This is a genomic window from Amycolatopsis sp. NPDC104775, from assembly GCF_055583325.1.
Genome location: NZ_JBVJOE010000012.1, coordinates 1 through 19,407, shown reverse-complemented (window position 1 = coordinate 19,407; position 19,407 = coordinate 1). Strand labels below are relative to the sequence as shown.

At 69.4% G+C, this 19,407-nt stretch carries 17 protein-coding genes; 6 read left to right on the top strand and 11 right to left on the bottom strand.

All coding sequences use genetic code 11. The features are described 5' to 3' along the window. The first annotated feature begins 129 nt into the window (after positions 1-129). Positions 130-819: an MOSC domain-containing protein gene (locus tag ACZ63D_RS37290; protein ID WP_465359033.1), complete on the top strand. Its 690-nt coding sequence runs from the start codon at positions 130-132 to the stop codon at positions 817-819. Here the strand turns inward: ACZ63D_RS37290 and ACZ63D_RS37285 are convergent. Together ACZ63D_RS37285 and ACZ63D_RS37280 are read right to left on the bottom strand one after the other, a co-directional pair. After that, a complete protein-coding gene (locus ACZ63D_RS37285) occupies positions 796-2,370 on the bottom strand; it encodes a beta-N-acetylhexosaminidase (RefSeq protein ID WP_465359032.1) in 1,575 nt (524 codons plus the stop codon). The two genes, ACZ63D_RS37290 and ACZ63D_RS37285, sit on opposite strands and share 24 nt — an antisense overlap. 211 nt (positions 2,371-2,581) lie before the next feature. Beyond that, on the bottom strand, positions 2,582-4,495 hold the full coding sequence (locus ACZ63D_RS37280) for a propionyl-CoA synthetase (protein ID WP_465359031.1): 1,914 nt from the start codon (positions 4,493-4,495) through the stop codon (positions 2,582-2,584). A 177-nt stretch (positions 4,496-4,672) separates the two neighbouring features. Between ACZ63D_RS37280 and ACZ63D_RS37275 the strand changes: the two genes are divergently transcribed. After that, a complete protein-coding gene (locus tag ACZ63D_RS37275) occupies positions 4,673-6,394 on the top strand; it encodes a serine/threonine-protein kinase (RefSeq protein ID WP_465359030.1) in 1,722 nt (573 codons plus the stop codon). Between the two features lie 16 nt (positions 6,395-6,410). On the opposite strand, the gene ACZ63D_RS37270 is transcribed toward ACZ63D_RS37275, so the two are convergent. Further along, the gene (locus ACZ63D_RS37270; protein ID WP_465359029.1) at positions 6,411-6,980 is read right to left on the bottom strand and encodes a class I SAM-dependent methyltransferase; all 570 of its coding nucleotides are present in this window, start codon (positions 6,978-6,980) and stop codon (positions 6,411-6,413) included. Between the two features lie 55 nt (positions 6,981-7,035). On the opposite strand from ACZ63D_RS37270, the gene ACZ63D_RS37265 reads away from it, so the two are divergent. Next, entirely contained in the window at positions 7,036-7,815 is a 780-nt protein-coding gene (locus ACZ63D_RS37265; protein ID WP_465359028.1) for an AraC family transcriptional regulator, read from the top strand. Here the strand turns inward: ACZ63D_RS37265 and ACZ63D_RS37260 are convergent. After that, the gene (locus ACZ63D_RS37260; protein WP_465359027.1) at positions 7,766-9,334 is read right to left on the bottom strand and encodes a dolichyl-phosphate-mannose--protein mannosyltransferase; all 1,569 of its coding nucleotides are present in this window, start codon (positions 9,332-9,334) and stop codon (positions 7,766-7,768) included. The genes ACZ63D_RS37265 and ACZ63D_RS37260 overlap by 50 nt on opposite strands. A 54-nt stretch (positions 9,335-9,388) precedes the next feature. Between ACZ63D_RS37260 and rsmI the strand changes: the two genes are divergently transcribed. Then, positions 9,389-10,228: a 16S rRNA (cytidine(1402)-2'-O)-methyltransferase gene (rsmI, locus tag ACZ63D_RS37255; protein WP_465359026.1), complete on the top strand. Its 840-nt coding sequence runs from the start codon at positions 9,389-9,391 to the stop codon at positions 10,226-10,228. 1 nt (position 10,229) lies between these two features. Here rsmI and ACZ63D_RS37250 read toward each other — a convergent pair whose 3' ends face one another. Beyond that, complete coding sequence (locus ACZ63D_RS37250) at positions 10,230-11,351, bottom strand: TolB-like translocation protein (protein ID WP_465359025.1); 1,122 nt, start codon at positions 11,349-11,351, stop codon at positions 10,230-10,232. A 9-nt stretch (positions 11,352-11,360) separates the two neighbouring features. Next, entirely contained in the window at positions 11,361-11,837 is a 477-nt protein-coding gene (locus ACZ63D_RS37245; RefSeq protein ID WP_465359024.1) for a QsdR family transcriptional regulator, read from the bottom strand. Positions 11,838-12,009: 172 nt separating this feature from the next. Here ACZ63D_RS37245 and ACZ63D_RS37240 point away from each other — a divergent pair, with 172 nt between their 5' ends. After that, the gene (locus tag ACZ63D_RS37240) at positions 12,010-12,969 is read left to right on the top strand and encodes a quinone oxidoreductase family protein (protein WP_465359023.1); all 960 of its coding nucleotides are present in this window, start codon (positions 12,010-12,012) and stop codon (positions 12,967-12,969) included. Positions 12,970-13,003: 34 nt separating this feature from the next. On the opposite strand, the gene ACZ63D_RS37235 is transcribed toward ACZ63D_RS37240, so the two are convergent. The 5 genes from ACZ63D_RS37235 to ACZ63D_RS37215 form a co-directional block, all read right to left on the bottom strand. Beyond that, on the bottom strand, positions 13,004-14,242 hold the full coding sequence (locus ACZ63D_RS37235; RefSeq protein ID WP_465359022.1) for an aminodeoxychorismate synthase component I: 1,239 nt from the start codon (positions 14,240-14,242) through the stop codon (positions 13,004-13,006). 45 nt (positions 14,243-14,287) lie between these two features. Continuing rightward, the gene (locus ACZ63D_RS37230) at positions 14,288-14,902 is read right to left on the bottom strand and encodes a GH25 family lysozyme (protein ID WP_465359021.1); all 615 of its coding nucleotides are present in this window, start codon (positions 14,900-14,902) and stop codon (positions 14,288-14,290) included. A gap of 97 nt (positions 14,903-14,999) precedes the next feature. Further along, entirely contained in the window at positions 15,000-15,764 is a 765-nt protein-coding gene (locus ACZ63D_RS37225) for an ABC transporter permease (RefSeq protein ID WP_465359020.1), read from the bottom strand. Further along, positions 15,754-16,752 (bottom strand): ATP-binding cassette domain-containing protein, encoded by a 999-nt coding sequence (locus ACZ63D_RS37220; protein ID WP_465359019.1) that lies wholly within the window; start codon positions 16,750-16,752, stop codon positions 15,754-15,756. Before ACZ63D_RS37220 ends, ACZ63D_RS37225 begins: the two co-directional genes overlap by 11 nt. A gap of 94 nt (positions 16,753-16,846) precedes the next feature. Continuing rightward, positions 16,847-17,434 carry a PadR family transcriptional regulator gene (locus ACZ63D_RS37215; protein ID WP_465359018.1) on the bottom strand — a complete coding sequence of 196 codons (588 nt, stop codon included), beginning with the start codon at positions 17,432-17,434 and terminating at the stop codon, positions 16,847-16,849. 61 nt (positions 17,435-17,495) lie between these two features. Between ACZ63D_RS37215 and metG the strand changes: the two genes are divergently transcribed. Continuing rightward, positions 17,496-19,292 carry a methionine--tRNA ligase gene (metG, locus tag ACZ63D_RS37210; RefSeq protein WP_465359017.1) on the top strand — a complete coding sequence of 599 codons (1,797 nt, stop codon included), beginning with the start codon at positions 17,496-17,498 and terminating at the stop codon, positions 19,290-19,292. The last annotated feature ends 115 nt before the right edge of the window (positions 19,293-19,407 follow it).

Genomic DNA, 19,407 nt, shown 5'->3' with positions numbered 1-19,407 from the left:
GAGCCGGGAAGCACCAAAGCCCCCCACCCCCCCCCCCCCCCCCTCCCCCCCCCCTCCCCCCCCCCCCCCCCCCCCCCGCCGCTTGTTTAATGACCCGGGTAGCCCCCCGCCACTTGCTAGGTTCAACCCATGCTGTCGCTCAAAGCCGTCTACGTCGGCGAACCGACCGTCCTAGGTCACCAGCGGGACCAGCCGGTCCTGAGTGCCATCCGGAAAACCCGGGTCGAGGCCGGGAGCCTGGCGCTGAGTGAACTCAACCTGACCGGCGACCGCCAAGCCGATCTCTCGGTGCACGGCGGCCCCAACAAAGCCGTCTACGTCTACCCGATCGAGCACTATCCGTTATGGACCGAAGAGGGCTACTCCGTCGCGCACGGTGACTTCGGCGAGAACCTTTCCGTGCAAGGCGCGCTGGAGAGCGACGTCCGGATCGGCGACGTCTGGGCCTGGGGCGACGCGCTCGTGCAGATCGCCCAGCCGCGCCACCCGTGTTTCAAGCTCGCCATGCGGACCGGCCGCAAGGACGTCGTTCCCGCGATGATCGGCACCCGGCGCTGCGGTTGGTATCTGCGCGTGCTCCGGCCGGGAACGGTCCCGACGGCCGGTTCGCTCGAGCTCGTGGAGCGGGCCGAGGGGCCGACCGTCGAGGAGACGTTTCTGGTCACGGCGGCGAATTACGCGCAGTTGCCGGAACCGGCGCCGACGCTGGAGCTGGCGGAGCGAGTGCTCGCGACCGAAGCCTTGCCGGAGAGCTACCGCAAGGGTCTCCAGTCCAAAGTGGATCGAGCTAGGGAGTCACTTCCAGTCGACCTGCGGTGAGCGGTAGAAGTCGATTCCCTGTGCTTTCCAGCGCGGCGCCTGCTTGGCGATGCGCTCCCGGTAGCCGTCCCAGGTGCGGGCTGCCTTGGGCGACCAGCCGATTTCCGCGATACCGGGCAAGCGCGGGAAGGCCATGTACTCGATGTCGTCGCTGGTCCGGATGGTCTCCGTCCACAGTGGAGCTTCGACCCCGGCCACTGACTTCTCCCCGACCCCGGGGACGAACGTGGCCGGGTCCCAGTCGTAGGCGTCGCGGACCTCGACGAGACCGGCCCAATCCTGGCCGAGTTTCGTCGATTCCGTGTACTTCATGTCGAGATAGGCGTGGTTGGCAGGCGACATGATGAACTTGATCCCGCGCGCCGCGGCGGCGGCCACGTCCGCGTTCGGGCCGCCCTGGTCCCAGTACTGCGGCACGGCGGACGTCGGCAGCGGAGTCTTCGCCATCTCGTGCCAGCCGGTGACCAGCTTGCCGTACTTGGCGACCATCGGGGTTACCTTCTCGTAGAAGGTTTTGTAGTCCGCGGCGGACGTCGAGTGTGCTTCGTCGCCGCCGATGCCGATGTACTTGCCGGGCGTGATCGCGGCGAGTTCACGGATCACGTCTTCCACGAACCGGTACGTGGTGGGCGAATTGATGCACAGCGAGCTGTAGCCGACCTCGATGTCCGTCCGAGGCGGGACTGCCTTGCCGTCGCAGTTGAGTTCCGCGTACACCGACTGCGCGGCGTTCGTGTGCCCGGGCATGTCGATTTCCGGCACGACCGTCACGTGGCGGCTCGCGGCGTAGGCGACGATGTCGCGGTACTGCTCCTGCGTGTAGTAACCGCCCGGGTCGCCGAAGGCCGCGGTCTTGCCGCCTTCGGTCGCCAGGCGCGGCCAGCTCTTGATCTCGATGCGCCAGCCCTGGTCGTCGCTGAGGTGCAGGTGCAGCGTGTTGATCTTGTACTGGACGATCTGGTCGATGTACTTCTTCACCTGCGCAGGCGTGAAGAAGTGCCGCGCGACGTCGAGCATCGCGCCGCGGTGTGCGAAGCGCGGGTAGTCGAGCACGCTGCCGCCAGCGATCGTCCAGGTCCGGTGCTGCACGGTCTTGGCCTCAATGGCCGACGGCAGCAGTTGCCGCAACGACTGGACGCCGGTGAACAGCCCGGCGGAAGTGTTGGCGCGCAGCTGGACACCGGTCTTCGTGACGTCGAGCTGGTAGCCCTCGTCGCCGACGCGCGGGTCGGCGTGGCCAAGGTCGAGCGAGATCGCGGACAGCCCCGGGTTCGCCGGTACGACGGGCAGCGGGAAGCCGGTCGCGGGCCGCAGCAAGCCGCGCAGGTACGAGGCGACGTCTCCGGTGCCGTGCCCGGCGCGGATCACGGTCAGCGGCGTGAGGCGGAAGGTGGCGTCCGCCTTCGCCGCGGCGTGCACCGGTGCCGGGACGAGGTCGGTCACCTGCCGTTCGCTGGGCGCGGGACTCGCCGCGGCCGGACCGGGCACTCCCACCGCGGCGAGCCCGAGCACGGTCACCCCAAGCACGGCCCTGGACAGGGTCTTCCTCACGGCATGCCTCCGGTCGCGTCGCGAAGAAAGCGGACTTCAAGAGGTATAGACCACTACTGGCGCGCTGACAACGCCCGAAAGGGTCGGCTGCGGCCGGGTGTCCCGTTCGCCGGGATGCCGCGGCACCGAATCCCGCGGGTTGTCCGTGAGGGGAACCCTGACGGAATCTGATTCCCTCAGAGTTCTCTTCACGGACTTCTGCGTGCGTTGCTCAGGGCCGCAGGATCGCCCGCAACGCGTCGAGCACCGACGGGTCCTCGATCGTCGACGGAACCGCCTCGTCCCGGCCGTCCGCGATCCCGCGCATCGTCTTGCGCAGGATCTTGCCCGAACGCGTCTTCGGCAGCGCGCTGACGACGGAGACGTCCCGGAACGCCGCCACCGGCCCGATATCCCGGCGGACCAACGCCACCAGCTCGTCCCGCAACTGGTCCTCCGGGGTGTCCACACCGGATTTCAGCACCACGAAACCGCGCGGCACCTGCCCCTTCAGCTGATCCGCGACCCCGATGACCGCACACTCCGCGACCGCCGGATGCGACGCCAGCACGGCTTCCATCGAGCCGGTCGACAGCCGGTGCCCCGCCACGTTGATCACGTCGTCGGTGCGGCCCATGACGAACAGGTAGCCGTCCTCGTCGAGGTAGCCCGAATCGCCGGTCAGGTAGTAGCCGGGGTACCGCGACAGGTACGCCTCGCGGTAGCGCTCGTCGTCGCCCCAGAGCGTCGGCAGCGAACCCGGCGGCAGCGGCAGTTTCAGCGTGATCGCGCCTTCGCGACCGGCTGGCAGTTCCTCGCCCGACTGGTCGAGGATCCGCACGTCCCAGCCGGGCACGGGTTTCGTCGCCGACCCGGGTTTGACCGGCATCGGTTCGAGACCGCGCGGGTTGGCCGCGATCGGCCAGCCAGTTTCGGTCTGCCACCAGTGGTCGACGACCGGCGTGCCGAGGATGTCGTGCGCCCAGTGGTAGGTCTCCGGATCGAGCCGCTCGCCCGCCATGAACAGCGTGCGGAACCGGGACAGGTCGTACTTCTTGAGTTCGTCCGCGTCCGGGTCCACCTTCTTCACCGCACGCAACGCCGTCGGTGCGGTGAACAGTGCCTGCACGCCGTGCTCGGAGATGACCCGCCAGAACGCGCCAGCGTCAGGAGTTCCGACGGGTTTTCCTTCGTAGAGCACAGAAGTCGCGCCTACCAGCAGCGGCGCGTAGACGATGTACGAGTGCCCGACGACCCAGCCGACGTCGGAAGCCGTCCACCACACGTCCCCGGCGTGAATGTCGTACAGCGCGCCCATCGACCACGCCAGCGCGACCGCGTGCCCGCCCGCGTCGCGGACCACGCCCTTCGGCCGCCCGGTCGTGCCTGAGGTGTAGAGGATGTAGAGCGGGTCGGTCGCCTTCACCGGAACCGGATCCACCGGGTCGGCGTCGGCGACGAGCTCGGTCCAGTCGAGGTCGGTTCCGGACAGCTCCGCGCGGGCCTGCTCTCGCTGGAACACCACGACGTGCTCCGGCTGGTGCTCGGTGGCTTCGAGCGCGGCGTCGATGATCGGCTTGTACTCGACGATCCGCGTCGGCTCGATCCCGCACGACGCGGCGAGGATCAGCTTCGGCTTGGCGTCTTCGATCCGCGCGGCCAGCTCCTTCGGCGCGAACCCGCCGAACACCACCGAATGCACCGCGCCGATCCGCGCGCAGGCGAGCATCGCGATGACCGCCTGCGGGATCATCGGCAGGTAAAGGATCACGCGATCGCCGCGGGTGACGCCGAGCGACGCGAGCGCCCCGGCGAAGGTCGCGACCTCGTCCCGAAGCTCGGCGTAGGTATAGCGGCGTTTGCGGCCGGTGACCGGCGAATCCCAGATCAGCGCGTCCTGCGCGCCGCGGCCGCCGTCGGCGTGCCGGTCGAGCGCGTTGTAGGAGGTGTTCAGCTCGCCGTCGGGATACCAGCGGTAGAACGGCGCGGCGGACGAGTCGAGCGCGCGGGTGGGCCGCTTCGTCCAGTCGATCGCCCGGGCCGCTTCGAGCCAGAACCGCTCCGGGTCGTCCAGACTGCGCCGATACGTCTCGGTGTACGCGCCCACGAGGTCTCCTTTGACTGAGACGGCCGAATCTGCCCTCATGATGGCCTTTCCCTCGGCGGGACGCAGGTCAGCGAGGTCGGGCAAGATCGATGCGGTGGATCACGTTCCCGGCGCGACCCGGCAACCCCGCGGAGGCCGTGTGCGTCCTAAGCTGGACCGTGGGGATCGGCCGCGCAGCGGCACGTGGGCAACACTGACAGTGAGGGGAACCAGCCGGTGAGCGGAATCGCGAGCGCGCTGCTCTCGCTCGCGCACACCTTGTTCGGCCCGGGCTTCTGCCCTGGCGACTGGGTGTGGGCGACGACCACAGCGGGTGCGCTCGTCGCGCTCTTCCCGGCGGCCGGTGCGCTGATCGTGGCGATCGTCCGCAAGGGGACCGGCAACCGGTACGACGCGACCACGCTCACCGTGTTCGGCCTCATCGGCGTCGTGAGCGTGCTGGTGCTGCCGTGGCTGATGGCGTCGGGCATCTCGGAAACCTTCCGCGCGGCCAACGCGGGCAGCGCGAGCGGGCTGTCCGCCTCCGAGGCTTCCTCGCTGAGCACGAACTACTGCTCGTTCGTCGGCGTGCAGAAGACCTACCTCGGCGGCGGGTCGAACGTCTTCGAGACGCTCTTCTACCCGCGCGGCCTCAAGCTTTCCTACGCGCTGTACCTGCTCGCCTTCACCGTGCTGCCGGTCGGTTCGCTGCTGTTCGTGATGCTGCAGGCGCGCACCGCCTTCCGTCGCGGGCCGAAGTGGCCGTCGCGGTTCTTCTGGATTCCCTTCGTGGTCATGGCGGTCGCGACGGCGGGCATGTCGGCCAACACCGCGGTGCACTTCTGGCTCGGGTTCCTGCCGTTCAGCGTGCTGGGGCTGATCCCGGTCGCGCTGGTCGGCCCGCCGCCGTGGTCGGTGATCAACCGGCCGGAGCCGCGCCGCGACGAACCGCCCGCCGCGCCGCCTCCGTCGCGCCGGGAGCAGTTGCCGCCGCCTCCGCCGCCGCAGAACAAGCAGTACCCGGCCACCGCGCTGGCGTCCGCTCCGGAGCCGCCGCCCGCCGGGATGCTGGCCGCCGCGCCCGGCGCGATCCCGCCGCCGCCCGGTTCGCGCAACGCGGGCGGCAGCCGGTACCGGCGCGTCCGCCAGCTCGGGCACGGCGGGTTCGGCACGGTGTGGGAAGCCGTCGACACCCAGCTCAACCGGACTGTCGCGCTCAAGATCGCGCACGCGCCCGACCGCGACACCGAAGAGCGCATGCAGCGCGAGGCGCGGGCGCTGGCCGTGGTGAACCACCCCAACTGCGTGCGCGTGTACGACCTGGTCGAGGAACCGGACGGGCTCGCGCTCGTGATGGAGTACCTGCAGGGCCGCCCGCTCGCCGAGGTGGTCGACGGACAGGGCCCGATCGACGATGTCGCCGCGGGCCGGCTGTGGTCGACGATGGCCGGCGCGCTGGTCGCGGCGCACGAACGGGGTGTGCTGCACCGCGACGTGAAGCCGTCCAACGTCATCCTCGACCCGGCGGGCATCGCGCACCTCATCGACTTCGGCATCGCGCGCAGCCAGGGCGACTCCAAGATGACCGCCACCGGGATGATGATCGGCACGCCCGATTTCGTCGCGCCGGAACAGGCGATGGGCTCCCCGGCGAGCCCGGCGTCGGACGCCTGGCAGCTCGCCGCGACGGTCAGCTACGCGCTCTCCGGCCAGCCGCCGCGCGGCACCCGCGAGACGCCGATGGCCGCGCTGATGGCCGCGGCGCGGGCCGATCCGGTCACGCATCTGCCGCAGCGGTCGGTGCACGCGCGGATCCTGGCGGCGTCGCTGGACCCGGAACCGCGCCGTCGCCCGACGCTGAACTCGGTGCGGCGCGAGGTCGACGGCTGGCTGAGCCGGCAGGGCAAGGCGCTGGACGGGCCGGTCACGCAGATCGTGCCGCGCCGCTCGCCTCGATGAGCCTCGAGAGTAGCGCTCACAAGGGCTTCACCGCGGAAAACTCCAGCCGTCGCTTCGGCTCGCACTCCACGTGCACCTGCTCTAACCCGGCCGCCGTCAGCCGGGCGGGCAGGGTGCCCGCGTCGAGGACGTTCATCGTGTCCCCGATGTGCAGCAGCCGGAATCCGAAGCTGAGCTGACTGTCCACCCCGCGGAAGCTCCCGCCGGGCCGCAGCACCCGGAAGGCCTCGGCGAAGATCCGGTCCTGCAGTGCGTCGGTCGGCACGTGGTGCAGCATCGAGAAACACACGACCCCGGAGAACCGGCCGTCCTCGAACGGCATTTCCGCTCCGCTGCCCTCGACGATGTCCGCCCGGTCCCCGTATTTCTCCCGCAGCAGCCGGGTCGACGCCGGGTCGATCTCGATCGCCGTCAGCCGCGGCAAGGCGTCGACCAGCACCCGCGTGGTGGCTCCGAAACCGGGTCCGATCTCGAGCACGTCGTCGCCGAGGTCGAAGCGGGCGAGCCAGTCCGGCAGCACTCCGGCCACCATGGCGGCCCACTTCTCCGAACTGCAGAGCTTCCGGTGCATCAGGTTCATCGGCATGATCCCGACGCTAGGGACGAGCCGCGCTGGCCGGAAGACGATAGGCTGTCACCTCATGTCGCAGTACGGTCAAAGCGGCGCGATGCTGCTCGGCGACCTCCCGATCGCGGCCGGGGCCTGGTTTCCCTGGCACGAACACCCGGCGCACCAGCTTGTCTGGGCCGCGCGCGGGGTCGCCGCGGTGATGGTCGGCGATGCGCAATGGGTACTGCCGTCCACGCGCGCGCTCTGGATCCCGGTCGGCGTCCGGCATCGCACCGGCGCGGTCGACAACGTGGAACTGCGTGGCATCTACGCCTATCCAGAGCAATGCCCGGTCGACTGGCCGTCGCCGCGCATCGTCATCGTCCGGCCGCTGTTGCGGGAACTGCTGGAGCACCTCTCCGCGGACGGCCTCAGCGACGCCGCGCGACGCCGCGCCGAAGCGGTCGCGTTCGACCTCCTGGAACCAATGGACGTCGCACCGATCGTGGTGCCCGCGCCCACCGACCCGCGAGCGAAGGACGTCGCCGACGCGGTGCTCGCCGACCCCGCCGATTCGCGCAGCCTGGCTGAGCTGGGCCGGGAAGTCGGCGCGAGCGAGCGGACGCTGGCCCGCGCGTTCGCCCGCGATTGCCGGATGACGTTCGGCACCTGGCGCACGCAAGCCCGGCTGCGCGCGGCTTTGCCGTTGCTGGCGCGGGGATTGCCGATGACGACCGTCGCGCACCGGGTCGGGTACTCGACGGCCAGCGCGTTCGTCGCCGCCTTCCGCCGGGCGGTCGGGGTGCCGCCGGGGGCTTATTTCAGCGCCACGAAGGCAGCCACATCTCCGCCTGCCAATGGTCGTTCGTGATCGGGATGCCGTTGAGGATCGGCCACAGCCAGGCGAAGTTCGCGACGACCAGCCCGACGTAGAGCGAGACGACGAGCAGACCGGTGCCCCGGCGTTCGAATCCGCGTTTCGCGCTGCCGAGGATCTGCCCGAGCGCCAGCACCAGCCCGAGCACCAGGAACGGGGCCAGCGGCGTGGCGTAGAAGAAGTACATCTGCCGGTCGATGTTGGTGAACCAGGGCAGGTAGCCGGCGAAGTAGCCGGTCAGCACGGCGGCGTAGCGCCAGTCCGCGCGGAAGAACCAGCGCCACAGGCCCCAGCCGAGCACCGGGACGGCCAGCCACCACATCGCGGGCGTGCCGATCAGCATCGTCGCGCCGAGGCAGCGCGATTCGCCGCAGCCGGTGACGGCGCCGTCGTAGTAGTAGAGCATCGGCCGCAGGCCCATCGGCCACGTCCACGGCTTCGACTCCCACGGATGCGGATTGTCCTTGGGCGTCACCAGGGTTTCGTGGAAGTGCAGCACGTTGGCGGTGTAGCTGCCGAGCGAACGCAGCGCGGGCGGGATCCAGCCGAACATGCCCGGGTCGAGGTTCTTGATCTCGGTGTAGTGCCGGTCGGTCGCGGTTTCGCTGGCGAACCACGCCCAGTACGCCGCCAGGTACATCAGCACCGGCACGACGAGGATCGCCCACAGCGCGGGCGCGACGTCGCGGCGGATCGTGCCGACCCACGGCCGCTGCACGCCTGCCGCGCGCCGGGCCGCGACGTCGAAGAACACGGTGAGCAGGCCGAACGCCGCGATGTAGTACAGCGCCGACCATTTGACGCCGAAGGTCAGGCCGATCATCAGCCCGGCCGCGAACCGCCACCACCGGAAGCCGAGCTTCGGCCCCCACTGCGATTCGCCGATCCAGCCCTCGCGCACCGCGACGGCCAGCCGTTGCCGCACCTGGTCGCGGTCGCAGAGAACGCAGGCGAACGCGGCGAGCACGAAAAGCGCGATGAAGATGTCCAGCATCCCCATCCGCGACTGCAGGTGCAGCACGCCGTCGCAGATCACCAGCACGCCCGCGATGCCGCCGAGCAGCGTCGAGCGGGTCAGCCGGCGCGCGACGCGCACGGTGAGCAGCACGATCAGCGTGCCGGCGACGGCCGACATGAACCGCCAGCCCCAGCCGTTGTAGCCGAAGAGCCACTCGCCGAGCGCGATGAAGTCCTTGGCCAGCGGCGGGTGCACGATCAGCTCGTACCCGGCGTTGTCCTCGTACCCGCCGTTGCGCAGCATCTGCGCGGCCTGGGGCACGTAGTGCTTCTCGTCGAAGACAGGACTGCCGTGGTCGGTGGGAAAGCCCAGATTCTGCATCCGGACGACGCCGCCGATCACGGTCAGCACGATCGTGACGATCCAGCCGCGCAGCCGGTCGGCGGGCATGGCCCGGCCGAGCAGGGTGGCTTCGCGGTCGGTCGGTGGGCGGCGCGCGTCGACCGGGTCCGGCCGCACGCTCTCGTCGTCGGCACGGGTCAGCAGCGCGGTCACGGGGCCCGATAGTACGGCCTGATCCACCGGTCGTGTCTGGTTAGGCTGACTGCCATGACTTCTGCGTCCGGACGGCTCGTGCTCGCCGCCACCCCGCTGGGCGATCCCGGCGACGCGTCCGCCCGGCTGATCGAGGCACTGGGCTCGGCGGACGTGATCGCCGCCGAGGACACCCGGCGCCTGCGCGGGCTCGCCTCCGCGCTCGGCGTGTCGCCCACTGGCCGCGTGGTCAGTTTCTACGAGGACGTCGAGACCGCCCGGCTGCCGAAGCTGCTGGAGGCCCTGCACGGCGGTGAGACAGTGCTGGTGGTGACCGACGCTGGCATGCCGAGCGTGTCCGATCCGGGCTTCCGGCTCGTGGCTGCTTGTGTGGAGGAGGATCTGCCGATCACCTGCCTTCCCGGCCCGTCGGCGGTGACGACGGCGCTCGCCTTATCCGGGCTGCCGTGCGACCGGTTTTGCTTCGAGGGCTTCGCGCCGCGCAAGCCTGGCGAGCGGACGAAGTGGTTCGCGGAGTTGGTGACCGAGCGTCGGACTGTCGTGTTCTTCGAATCGCCGCACCGGATCGCGTCCCTTCTGTCAGACGCCGCCGCCGCGCTGGGCGGCTCGCGGCGGGCCGCGGTGTGCCGGGAGTTGACGAAGACGTACGAAGAGGTCAAACGCGGCACCCTCGCGGAGCTGGCGGAGTGGGCGGCGGACGGGGTTCGCGGCGAGATCTCGGTGGTGCTGGAGGGGGCGACGCCGCGGCAGGCGTCGGTGTCGGACCTGGTGCCGGAGGTAGCCGACCGGGTCGCTTCGGGGGAGCGGTTGAAGACCGTCGCGGCCGAGGTGGCTGGTGCGGCTGGGGTGTCGACGAAGGAGCTTTACGCGGCGGTTCTCGCGGCTCGGAAGTAAGTCAGCGTTTGCGGGCGTTGAGCACGGCTTGCAACTGCAGCCAAGTCGGGTCGCTCGGGGTCGCTTCGGTTACCTCGTCCAGGTCGTCCGAGCGCCAGGTTCGGACGCCGTCGGTTTGCACGAGGTGGTCGTGCGGGTCGGCGTCGTCGGGAATTTCCGTTGCCGTGGCGAGGAAATCGGCGACGGTAGCCGGATCCGCGGCGGCAGTGGGGACCGGCACCAGCGCGAGTTCACCGGCAGTGGCGACCAGAAGGTCCCCCATGGCGGTGGTCGCCAACGCGGCGACCGCTGAGCCGAACAATTCGTGCTCCGCGGCTTGCCCGTGTTCGACGTCAAGCTCGATGAGCGACCCGGACGGCGTCCCGGTCCACAGTTGCGCACCGAAGGCGAGGTTGTGCCGCGGCCAGCCTTCGACCGAGTCGCTCAGCGAGGTCGTCAGGACCCGGCGCAGCGAGGGGAACTCGAACACCGCGACCATGCTTTCGTAAGCGTTCCCCCGGACCGCCAGGTACCGTCCGTCGGAGCTGAAAACTGGAAGACAGTAGCCGTCGACGTCCAGAATCAGTGCCCGGTCGAGAACCCGGAACCACGCGCCCTCGCGAGAGAAATACACCTTGGTCGCGCCCTGGTTGCTCTGGAGCGTGGCGATCAGCCCACCCGCCGGATGCCGGGCGATGCCGGTGTCCCAAAGCGGGGCAGGCGTCTTGGCACCGGTGCCGAGATCGATGACCTCCGAGCGGACAGAGAGCCCAAAGGGGCCTTCGGGCGGGCCGGGCGAAGCCCACAGCGACTGGCCGTCCGGGCTGAACGCCAGGTGGTGGTAGGTGTCGATGCTCAGCTCGGAGATGCCGTCCGGGGTCCAGCGCACGGTCTCGCCCCCGACGGACACGAGCAGCTCCGGCCGTTCCGGATGCCAAGCGAGGACGGGCTTCTTCCGGCTCCAATAATCGGGGTATTCCGCGGAATCCTCGCCCACGGTGCCGATTTCGCGCAGATTCCGCGAGACGTCGTAGAGGTGTACTGCGGGCCGGTCCGGCTCGATGCCCGCGGCGAGGGGCAAACTCGGATGGCACACCAGCTGCTCGATCGGCGCTGCGGGAGTCCTGGCCTGAACACTGGTCACCGGGAAACTTTAGCGGCTGCGCAACAACATTTTCGCCGCCACCAAAGCTTTTTCCGCGTCCGGTTCATCCCCGGTGATCGCGTCGGTATAGATGAACGACTCGCCAACCCGCACCAGCAGATACGCCAGATCCGCCACCGGCAGCGGTGATTCCAGCCGCCCCGCCGCCACCTCGTCGGCCAGCAGATCGCGCACCTTCTCGATCGTGCGCGACTGCACCAAACTCGCCTTGGTCGTCAACAACCGCAGCGCGCGCTCCGGTTCCCGGCGCAAAAACGCGCGGAACGGCGCGGACGCGTTGACCGTCCGCACGAACGCCCCGATCGCCTCCGCGATGCCGTCCCCGCCGCGGCCTGCATAACTCACGTTATCCAGCACCGAGGACGTCTCCGCCCACAGGATTTCGCTCAGCAGGTGGTCCCGGCTGCCGACCCAGCGGTGCAGGGTCGCGCGGCTGACGCCGAGGTCGCTCGCCAGCTCCCGCATGTCGACGCGGTCTCCGGCGAGGAACCGGGCACGGGCGAGACGGAACGCCGCGACGGCGTCGGGTCGCGAGGTGCGGGTGGACAGTGGTGTGTCGATGGTTGAGACGTTAGCAGAGAGTGTCCCATCGATGAGACATATGGCAGGATGTCTCACGACGAGAGGAGCCGCGAAGATGCGTGCTGTGCAGGTGACCGAATTCGGCGGTCCCGAGGTGCTCAAGCCGGTCGAGCTGCCCGATCCGGTGGCCGGTCCGGGGCAGGTGCTGATCGAGGTCGAGCGCGCCGGGCTGAATTTCGCGGATACGCATCAAGCGGAAAACTCGTACCTCGCTCCGAGCAAGCTGCCGCTCGTGCCGGGCGGTGAGGTCGTCGGCCGCACGGCGGACGGCAAGCGCGTGGTCGCCCTGCTCAACGACGGCGGCGGTTACGCCGAGCGCGTCGCGGCCGACGAAGCCATGACGTTCCCGGTGCCGGACGGCGTCGACGACCTGAACGCGCTGTCGATGCTCGTCCAGGGTGCGACCGCGTGGATCATGCTGCGCAAGAACGCCCACCTCGAGCCCGGCGAGTCCGTGGTCGTGCACGCCGCGGCGGGCGGGGTCGGGTCGATCGCGGTGCAGCTGGCGAACGCGTGGGGCGCGGGCCGGGTGATCGCGACCGCGAGCAGCGAGGAAAAACGCGCGCTGGCGATCGAACTCGGCGCGGACGTCGCGGTCGATTCCCGTGCGGAGAACATGACCGAGGTGCTGCGGGAAGCCAACGGCGGCAAGCGGGTCGACATCGTCCTCGACATGGTCGGCGGCACGACGACCGACCAGAGCATCGCCGCGCTCGCCCCGTTCGGCCGGCTGGTGTTCTACGGGATGGCCGGCCGTCGTTCGCCGAAGCCGATCGAGTTGCGCAATCTGCTCGGCCACAGCACGACCGTGGCCGGGATGTGGCTGCCGCACGTTTTCCGCTTGCCGGGCAACGTTTTCGGCACCGCGCTCAGCGAACTGTTCGCCATGGTGCAGGAGGGGAAGCTCCGCGCGATCGCGGGCGGCGAGTATGCGTTGGCGGACGCCCGGAAGGCTCACGAGGCGCTGCGTTCGCGCGGCACGACCGGCAAACTGCTGCTCGACCCGCGCCGGTAGGTGTCGTGAGTGGTAAAGCCGGTTCTAACCGGTTTTACCACTCACGAGGGCTGGCCAGCAGTTCCTCCAGCGGCGCTGCTTTGTGCAGGCACTCCTGCCACTCCGCCGCGCTGTCCGAGTCCGCGGTGATCCCGCCGCCGACCCCCAGCGCGATCCGGTCCCCGGTGATCTCGAACGTCCGGATCGCCACGTTCAGCTCCAGCCCCGCCAGCGGCGACACCATCCCGACCGCGCCGGTGTACGCCCCGCGCGCGACCGGTTCCAGTTCGGCGATCAGGTCCAGCGCCCGGATCTTCGGCGCGCCGGAGACCGAACCCGGCGGGAACGTCGCCGCCAGCAGCCCGGCGTCGGTCACGCCCTCTGCCAGCACACCCTCCACAGTGGACGCCAGATGCCACACCCCCGGAGCCGGGAGCACCGCGAGCAGGTTCGGCACCACGACGCTGCCGACCTCGCACACCCGGCCGAGGTCGTTGCGCACCAGGTCGGTGATCATCACGTTCTCCGCGACGTCCTTCGCCGACTGCCGCAACCGGGCCGCGTTGCCCTCGTCCGCCGGGCCGCGGCGGGGAAGCGTCCCCTTGATCGGCGACGACCGCACGCGGCGGCCGTGACGTTCCAGAAACAGCTCCGGCGACAGCGAAACCACCGAACCCCAGTCGCCGGTGACGTAAGCCGCCCGCTGCGGAGCCAGCCGTCGCACCCCTTCGGCGAACAGCGCGGCGGGCGAACCCTCGAACGTTCCGGTGAACCGCGAGCAGATGTTCGCCTGGAAAAGCTCGCCTGCCTCGATCTCGTGCACGCACGCCTTCACCGCCAGTTCGTGCCCGGACGGGCGGTCCAGTTCAGAAGCCGACCACGACAACTCCGCGGACCCGGCTAGCGCGCGCTCCACCACCGCGAGCTGCGCGTCCGCGTCGCCTTCGATCGACTCGAACCAGCACACCCCCTCGGCGTCCCAGCGCAGCACGTGGTCCGCCCAGCCCCAGGCCGACGCCGGAATCCCGGTGGAGCGTCCGGACGGATCCGCCTGGTCGTAAGCCAGAAACCCGAACCACCCGCCGCCGATCCGGCTGGACGGACCCGAGACCGAGAAAGCCGACGGGAACGGCCGCGGGGTCACCGACACGAACGGCGCCACCACCGCCCGCGAACCGAACCAGTTCCCGCACACCGCGGCGGGCTCGGGCAGACCGTGCGACTGGGCGTAGGAGGACAGTGCGACGAGCACCCGCGAGGGGGGCAGATCGGTCCGCAGCCGCTGGAAACGCATCGCGCCATTGTGCCGGAAACCGGCGGTGACCAGCGGAAAAGGTGATCAGAGCAGCACATCGGACAGTGCGAACGGATACACCACCGCGTCCTGTGCCACCGGCCCGTCGACGCCCGGCACGTCCGGCGCGAAGACGTGCTGGTGCAGCCCGAGCCGGGAGTGGAACCAGCCGGGCCGCCCGGGGATGCCGTTGTGCCGCACGAGCCACAGCACCACGTCGGAATCGGCCCAGCGGTCCGGGTGCAGCCGATGCGCCCAGCAGTCGTGCCCGGCGTACACGAGCACTCGGCTGATCTTCGCGGCGTGCCGCACGTGCTTGATCCACGCCTTGACGAACCGGTCGTCGACGCTTTGCGCGTCCACCTCCAGTGCCGGGGCGAGCGAGCCGGGCGCGAACGCCCCGAGCCTGCTCGCCGTCCGGACGAAATGGTCGGCCTGGTCGTGCACCGCGCCGGGCCGCGCGTAGTGCCGGGCACCGGTGTGAATGCCCGCGTGCTGGGCCGCGGCCAGCGTCCGCTCCGCGCCCGGGTCGCTCCAGTTGACGTTCTCGCTGATCGTGACCGAGGCGAACCGCACGTCGGCGCCACGCACCGCCGTCCAGTCGAGCACTTGCTCGCGATGAGTGAGCGTGAGCCCGCGCCCACTCTCCGGTTCCGCCACCTCGCACCCCTGACAAGCCCCACGACGGGTGAAAGGCCACCCTACGTCCGGAATTCCGGAGCGGGGTGACCTTTCCCGGCGTGTCGATAGGCTTTGATCAGGCGTTTTCCCGTTGGAAGGTGCGCGTTCCCCACCAGACCGCCACAACGGCCATGACCAGCACGACCACGCCCCCGGTGAAGAGCGCGTCCATCGAGAAGTCGCCGCGGAAGCTGTTGCGCTCCACGTCGACGACGTGCCGGAACGGGTTGATCTGCGAAATCGTGTAGAGCCACTTCGGAGCCAGCCCGGACGTGATCGGGATGAGGATCCCGGATAGCAGCAGCAACGGCATGAGCACCGCGTTGAGCAGTGCCGGGAACGCTTCCTCGCTCTTGAGCGTGAGCGCCAGCGCGTAGGAGCACGACGCCAGCGTGAGCGCGAGCAGGAACACGATCGCCAGGCTGAGCAGCACGCCGCCGACCGGGGCGTTCAGGTCGAACACCAGGTAGGCGAGCAGGATGATCAGCACCGACTGCACGACCGCCTGCAACGCGTTCGCCAGCACCTTCCCGAGCAGCAGCGCGGCCCGGTGCACCGGGGTGACGCGCAGCCGCTCGACCACGCCGGACCGGAATTCGGCCAGCAGCCCGAACCCGACGAACGAACTGCCGAACAGCGCCAGCTGCGCGATCAGCGCGGGCGTGAGCACCATCCAGCCGTCGCCCTCGGAGATCCCCTGCGCGCTGAGCGACCTCACCAGCAGCGGGCCGAAGAAGAACAGATACAGCAGCGGCTGGGCGAGGCCGAGCAGCAGCCAGGCCGGGTTCCGCAGCGCTCCCGCCATGTCGCGGCGGAAGATCAGCCAGGTGTCATGCAGCACCGGGCACCTCCGTTTCCGCCGGCGCGGGCTGCTCGGCTTCGCGCAGCGACCGGCCGGTGAGAGTAAGGAATACGTCGTCCAAGGTCGGTCGCGTGACCTGCATCGAGCTAGCCGGGATGTCCTTGGCGTCGAGTGCGCGCAGCAGCTCCGGCATCGCGGTGTCGCCGCGTGGCACCCGGAACCGGATCGACCCCTCGGACACCACGAGCTCGTGTGCGCCGGGCAGCTGCCGGGCCAGGTCCGCGGCCTCCGCGGCGAGTTCAGGGTCCACCTCGATCGCCACGCCGTCGCCGGACACCTGTGCTTTCAGCGCGTCCGGCGAGCCTTCGGCGACGATCCGGCCGTCGTCGATCACGATCAGCCGGTCGGCCAGCGCGTCCGCCTCGTCGAGGTAATGCGTGGTCAGGAAGATCGTGACGCCTTGTTCGGCGCGCAATCGCCGGATGTGCTCCCACAGGTTCGCCCGGCTCTGCGGGTCGAGCCCGGTGGACGGCTCGTCCAGGAAGATCAGCCCGGGCGAATGGATCAGCCCGAGCGCGATGTCGAGCCTGCGCCGCTGGCCCCCGGACAGTGTCTTCGTGGGCCGCTGGCCGAGGCCGGTCAGATCGAGCTGCTCGGTGAGCACCTTGCCGCGCGCGATCGCGTCGGACTTGCTCATCCGGTACAGCCTGCCCTGCAGTTCCAGCTCCTCGTCCACCCGCGCTTCGGGCGCGGTGCCGCCGCCTTGGGCGACGTACCCGATGTTGCGGCGCACTCCCGCCGGGTCGGCGAGCAGGTCCCGCCCGCCGACGGTCGCCGTGCCCGCGGTCGGTTTCAGCAAGGTGGTGAGCATGCGCAGCGTCGTGGTCTTGCCCGTCCCGTTGGGGCCGAGGAACCCGACCAGCTCGCCCGCCTCGACGTCGAGATCGACCCCCTTCACCGCGTGCACCTCGCCACCGGCTCGGCCCTTGCGGCGGAACCGCCGCTCGAGTCCGCGTGCCGTGATCATGGATAACCCCTCTCCTCCCAGAAGGTCAGGTAGTCAATCTTGACTAGCTGACGCGCACACTGTGCCCGAGGAAGGCGGGGTTAGTCAAATTTGATTACTCAGGTGCGGTCGGCGCGAACGCCGAACCGGGGTCGTCGGCCATCAGGTACTCGCCCGCCTCGAGCCTGCCGATCAGCCCGGTGAGCCATTCGCGGCTCGCCTTGGCGATCCCGCCCCACAAGCGGAACAGCTCGGCCACGTGCGGCGGTTTGCCCCAGGTGTCGTCTTCGAGGCTCAGCCGGGATCGGCGTTCCTCCGCCTCGAAGTGGACCAGGTTCTGCCGGAGCAGGCTGATCGCGTACTTCCGGGGGAGCGCGGGCATCAGGCTCACCGCCGCGCACAGCTCCGCGTTGCTCGCGTCCGGGTCGGACAAGCCCTTCGCGAGGAGGACCTGGAACTCCTGCTCGCCCGCGGGCGACAGCCGGTAAGCGACCCGGTCCGGACCGCCGTCGCCCGGTTCGACGTCGACTTTCTCCAGCAGGTCCTCGGCGGCCATTTTCTTGAGCGCGTGATAGATCGAACCGGGCTGGACGTTCGCCCACTTGTCCGCCGACCACGACAGCAGTTCCCGGCGCACCTGGTAGCCGTGCGCGCGGCCGAACATCCGCACGACCCCGAGCACCAGCAAACGCGTCGCCGACACCGGCTCTCCCTTCCCCGACCACCACGAAACGCACTGGAGCGCATCCGTAGGCTAAACAGGTATGAGCACCCCTGTGTTGACCGCGGTGGCCTGGCCCTACGCCAACGGCCCCCGCCACATCGGCCACGTGTCCGGATTCGGCGTCCCGTCCGACGTCTTCTCCCGCTACCAGCGAATGGCCGGCAACCGGGTGCTCATGGTGTCCGGGACCGACGAACACGGCACGCCGATCACCGTCCAGGCGGACAAAGAGGGGATGACCCCGCAGCAGACCGCGGACAAGTACACCCGCCAGATCGACGAGGACCTGCGCGGCCTCGGCCTTTCCTACGACCTGTTCACCCGCACCACCACCGGAAACCACGCCGCGGTCACGCAGGAGATCTTCCTCGCGCTCAACCGCAACGGCTACGTCGTCCCGAAGACCACCCGCGGCGCGATCAGCCCGTCCACCGGGCGCACGCTGCCCGACCGCTACATCGAGGGCACCTGCCCGATCTGCGGCTACGACGGCGCGCGCGGCGACCAGTGCGACAACTGCGGCAACCAGCTCGACGCCGCCGAGCTGATCAACCCGAAGTCGCGGATCAACGGCGAGACGCCGAAGTTCGTCGAGACCGAGCACTACTTCCTCGACCTGCCCGCGTTCACCAAAACCCTCGGCGACTGGCTCGGCACCAAGACCGACTGGCGGCCGAACGTCCTCAACTTCACCCGCAACCTGATCGACGACATGCGGCCGCGGCCGATCACCCGCGACCTCGACTGGGGCGTGAAGATCCCGCTGGACGGCTGGCGCGACCAGCCGCTCAAGCGCTTCTACGTCTGGTTCGACGCGGTTATCGGCTACTTCTCCGCCAGCGTCGAATGGGCCCGCCGCAGCGGCACGCCGGACGCCTGGCAGGAGTGGTGGGCCAACCCCGACGCGCGCGCCTACTACTTCATGGGCAAGGACAACATCACCTTCCACGCCCAGATCTGGCCCGCGCTGCTGCTCGGCCAGAACGGCGACGGCGACCGCGGCGGGGAGGCCGGGAAGTACGGCAAGCTGCATCTGCCGGACGAGATCGTGTCGAGCGAGTTCCTCACCATGAGCGGGTCGAAGTTCTCGACCTCGCGGGGCACGGTGATTTACGTGCACGACTTCCTGCGGGAGTTCGGGCCGGACGCGCTGCGGTACTTCATCTCGGTGGCCGGTCCGGAGACTCAGGACACGGACTTCACGTGGGACGAGTTCGTTCGGCGGACCAACTTCGAGCTGGCCAATGAGTGGGGCAACCTCGTCAACCGGTCGATTTCGATGGCGCATAAGAACAATGGGGCGATTCCGGCTCCGACCGCGCCTGCGCCTGCTGATGAGGAGTTGAAGGCGTTGTCCCGGCAGGCGTTCGAGACGGCGGGTGGGCATCTCGCTCGGTCGCGGTTCAAGCTGGCGGCGGCTGAGGCTATGCGGGTGGTTACGGCGGCGAACCGGTATTTGTCGGATCAGGAGCCTTGGAAGTTGAAGGAGGATCCGGATCGGCGGGATGCAGTGTTGCATACGGCGTTGCAGGTGGTTAGTGACGCTAATACGTTGCTGACGCCGTTTTTGCCGCATTCGGCGCAGAAGGTGCATGAAGCGCTTGGCGGGACTGGGGTTTGGGCTGCGCAGCCGGAGCTTCAGGAGGTTGAGGATTTGGATTTGCCTGGGCGGGTTAATCCGATTCTCACCGGGGATTATGCGGGTGAGCAGGCTAAGTGGGAGTCTCGGCCGATCGAGGTGGGGCGGCCGTTGGAGAAGCCGACGCCGTTGTTCTCGAAGCTGGACCCGAAGTTGGGGGAGACTGGGCCGGAGTGGGCTCCGATCGTTACTGACTGAGGGGGGCGGCTCGTCGCCTGGCGGCGACATTGCGCCTCGTGCGTGAGGGGGCACCCCGAAGCTGATTGTGACGACGGCGCGGGGGTGCTTGTCAAGGCGGGAAAGATGCCTTGAC